Source organism: Nocardia sp. BMG111209 (genome assembly GCF_000381925.1).
In the GTDB taxonomy this organism is placed as follows: Bacteria; Actinomycetota; Actinomycetes; order Mycobacteriales; family Mycobacteriaceae; genus Nocardia.
This window is the reverse complement of the sequence record NZ_KB907307.1, coordinates 242,028-245,760: the sequence shown is the minus strand read 5'-3', so window position 1 is coordinate 245,760 and position 3,733 is coordinate 242,028. Positions and strand designations below refer to the sequence as shown.

Annotated in this window: 3 protein-coding genes; 1 reads left to right on the top strand and 2 read right to left on the bottom strand. The window is 66.8% G+C overall.

What is annotated here, in order from left to right; translation table 11 throughout:
- Positions 1–738: 738 nt before the first annotated feature.
- Positions 739–1,476 carry a DJ-1/PfpI family protein gene (locus G361_RS0101115; protein ID WP_019925196.1) on the top strand — a complete coding sequence of 246 codons (738 nt, stop codon included), beginning with the start codon at positions 739–741 and terminating at the stop codon, positions 1,474–1,476.
- 51 nt (positions 1,477–1,527) lie between these two features.
- Here the strand turns inward: G361_RS0101115 and rfbD are convergent, their stop codons facing one another.
- On the bottom strand, positions 1,528–2,391 hold the full coding sequence (gene rfbD / locus G361_RS0101110) for a dTDP-4-dehydrorhamnose reductase (RefSeq protein WP_026342571.1): 864 nt from the start codon (positions 2,389–2,391) through the stop codon (positions 1,528–1,530).
- Positions 2,388–3,731: a lipopolysaccharide biosynthesis protein RfbH gene (gene rfbH, locus G361_RS0101105; protein ID WP_019925194.1), complete on the bottom strand. Its 1,344-nt coding sequence runs from the start codon at positions 3,729–3,731 to the stop codon at positions 2,388–2,390. The genes rfbD and rfbH overlap by 4 nt, the downstream gene beginning before the upstream one ends.
- Positions 3,732–3,733: the final 2 nt, after the last annotated feature.

Sequence of the window (3,733 nt, the reverse complement as noted above, 5' to 3'; positions counted from 1 at the left end):
GGCAAACTTCCTCGCTTATCGCCGACGCACGGCAATACCGATCCCTTGGTGACCGACACACTCGCTCCCGGCGAGTGTTCCGGTTTTGGCGGGTAACGGCGAGGAGCTTGCGACACGGCACGTCCCAGCACGGACGTGGCCCCTGATCTCGACGTTCCCTGGTGATACAGGATCCGGCGCACGCGTCGCGGTACGCACGCGCCGACCCGGCTCGTTGAATTCGCTTATCTAGACGACAACTCCGGTGTCCTGAAGAACTGGCCGGTGCATCCGTCCCCCTTTGCCGATCACCCGATTGTAATCAGTTGAAACGATATGAACGGAAAGCTATTTCGATCGCCCCTACGACCGTGTCCTCTCGATCATGCTACAGCACAGTCGATCAAGATGACCCGGACTGTGCGAACGTCGCCGAACCGATGCGTAAACCATCGGTAACCAGAGGGTCCGAATCGACGGAAACCAGTCACGGACCGGCATTTTCGGATGAATACCGACCAGTACTCTGCCGCACCCCGGAAATCACCCGAATATTTCGATCACGAAAGGACACGGCGGTCGGTTTCATTCATCGCACGGTGGATCCGCTGCCGTACCGATACGGCGTTCGGGCCTTGATACCGTATCGGCGCCGGTGGTAGACATGTCCCGGCGGTCCTGTCCCATTTGTCGTGACCTTCGCGCGATCACCTGCCGGCCCTGAGAATCAGCGATGAAAATCCAGTGGAAAGGTGCGCCATGTCCGAGAACCTTCCCCGTAGGGCACTGATCGCCGTCAGCAGCTACCACGGGGTCATCTATCCCGACGGCACGAAGACCGGCCTCTTCTACACCGAGGCGCTGCATCCCTTCGAGGTGTTCACCCGCGCCGGTATCGAGGTCGACCTCGCCTCGGAAACGGGCACGTTCGGCCTGGACGACCTCTCCCTGACCGAACGCTTCCTGTCGGGCGACGACAGGTCGGTCTTCGACGATCCGAAGCATCCGTTCAACGTGAAATTGAACTCGCAGTTGCGCACGGCCGCCGAGGTGGACAGGACCGAGTACGGACTGTTCTTCGCCTCCGCCGGCCATGCCGCGCTCTACGACTATCCGAACGCTCACGCGCTACAGGCCGTCGGCGCCGACGTCTGGGCACGCGGCGGAATCGTCGCGGCCATATGTCACGGACCGGTGATCCTGGCCGGAATCATCGACTCCCGGACCGGCCGTTCCATTGCCGACGGCAGAACCGTCACCGGATTCACCGTCGAGGGCGAGATCGTGCTGAACGTCCTCGAGAAACTCGAATCCGACAAGGTGCAGCCGGTCGTCGACGTGGTGAGCAATGCCGGGGCGGACTACAGCTCCCCCATGCACCCGTTCGACGATTACTCCATCACGGCCGGGCGGTTGATCACCGGCGCCGATCCGGCCAGTGCGCGCAGCGCCGCGGAGCGGGTCGTGACGGCGTTCGACAGCCTCACCGCGGCGTAGCGGGCCACCGGGGTGCGGCGACAGCTGTTGCGCGGCACGGACAGTGGCGGCTCAGCAGCTCCGGCGGTACGTCAGCATGGCGCGGTGCAGCGCGTCCCGCCAGTGCGGCAGCGGCCGCAGGCCGTGGCCGAGCCACGATGCCCGCGACAGCACGGCGTTGCGGGGCCGATCGGCGGCGGTCCGGTAATCCGTTGTCCGGCAGGGCCGTAGCAGGCCGGCGTCCAGACCGGCCTCCGCGGCGACGGCGCGGGCGAATTCGTATTTCGACACCGCACCCGCCGACGTCGCATGGGTCAGCGGCGGCGGATCGGGATGTGCGAGCAGATCGGCCAGGGCGGATACGAGGTCGTCGGTACAGGTGGGCGAGGCGATCTGATCGGCGACGACCGAAACGGGCTCGCCCCGTGCGCATCTCCGGAGCAGGGCGGCCGGGAATCCGGTGGTCGCGCCCGAGTACAACCACATCGTGCGGACGATCAGCGCGCCGGGGCATTCGGCGCGCACGGCCTGTTCACCGGCCAGCTTCGAGCGGCCGTACGCGTTGATCGGCGCGGTCGGCGAGCGGATTTCGTAAGGCTGTGCGGCCGTGCCGTCGAAGACGTATCCGGTGGACAGGTGCACCAGTCGCGCGCCCTTCTCGGCGCAGGTCCGGGCCAGCAGCCCGGCGCCGGACGCGTTGACCGCGAATGCCCGGTCGATCTCGGTCTCGGCGGCATCGACGGCGCTGTAGGCCGCGCAGTTGATCACCACGTCGTCCGGCTCGATACTCCGGTGCAGCGCCCCGGCATCGGTGACGTCGAGCTCCGCCCGCCCGAGGGCCACGATCGTGCGGTGACCGTCCCGGAAAGGACTCCCGGGAGCCGTTATTCGGCTACCCAGCAGCCCGCGGGCCCCGGTGACGAGCAGCCGGCTCACCGATTCCCCTCGGCCGGGGGCTCGGCGGCCGGGACCGGCGCTCGCCGGTGGCCCGCGACGAACTCCCGGACCGAGGCGACCACGTAGTCGATCATCTCGTCGGTGATCCCGGGGTACACCCCGACCCAGAAGGTCCGGTCGGCCACCCGATCACTGACCGTCAGATCGCCCGAAACACGGTGCGGCACGGCGGAATAGGCCGGATGGCGCAGCAGGTTCCCGGCGAACAGGCCGCGCGTCGCGATCCGGCGCCGCTCCAGGAAGTTCACGATGTCGAACCGATCGAACGGCGCGTCCGGCGCGACGGTCATCGCGAAACCGAACCAGCTCGGGTCGCTTCCGGGGGTCGGCTCCGGCAGGCGCAGATGGTCGATGCCGTCGAGCTCCGCGCGCAACCTGCCCCAGTTGTGCCGCCGGGCGGCACAGAAGTCGTCCAGCTTCGCCAGCTGCGACAGGCCGAGTGCCGCTTGCAGATCCGTCGCCTTCAGGTTGTACCCGATGTGCGAGTAGATGTACTTGTGGTCGTAGCCGTACGGCAGGCCGCCCAGCTCGAAGCCGAATCGTCCTCCGCACCGGTTGCTTTCACCCGGCTCGCACCAGCAGTCGCGTCCCCAGTCGCGCAGCGACTTCACCACCCGGGCCAGGACCAGGTTGTCGGTCAGGACACATCCGCCCTCACCGGTCGTCAGATGGTGGGCCGGATAGAAACTCACGGTCGACAGGTCACCGAAGGTTCCGGTCGCCCGCCCTCGATACCTCGATCCGACCGCGTCGCAGTTGTCCTCGATCAGGAACATGCCGTGCCTGCTGCATATTTCGGCGATCTCCGCGACCGGGAAGGGATTGCCGAGCGTATGGGCCAGCGCCACCGCACGGGTGCGCGGGCCGACGGCCGCCTCGATCAGTTCCGGTGTCGCGTTGTACGTGCGCTCGTCGATGTCCACGAACACCGGCTCGAGGCCGTTCTGCAGGATCGGGTTGACCGTCGTGGGAAACCCTGCGGCACAGGTGATCACCTCGTCTCCCGGGCGGAGCCTGGCCTCCCCCAGTTCGGGTGCGGTCAGCGCGGTGATCGCCAGCAGGTTCGCCGAGGACCCCGAATTGGTCAGCCGCGCCTTGCGCATCCCGATCCGCCGGGCGAACGAGGTCTCGAATCGGTGTGCCAGGGCACCCGCGGCGATCCGCATGTCCAGGGCCGCCGCGGCGAGGGCCGTCCGGTCGTCGGGATCGAGATGTGCTCCGGAGGACTGGATCTCGGTGACACCCGGCACGAAGGGGCGGTCCGGTTGCTGTCCGTGGAATTCTCGAATGGTCCGGATCAGATCTTCTCTGTCGATCATTC

What these genes read in the sequence shown, in the direction of transcription:
- G361_RS0101115 (WP_019925196.1), top strand. Translation starts at nt 739, where the DNA reads ATGTCCGAGAACCTTCCCCGTAGGGCACTGATCGCCGTCAGCAGCTAC.
- rfbH (WP_019925194.1), bottom strand. Translation starts at nt 3,731, where the DNA reads ATGATCGACAGAGAAGATCTGATCCGGACCATTCGAGAATTCCACGGA.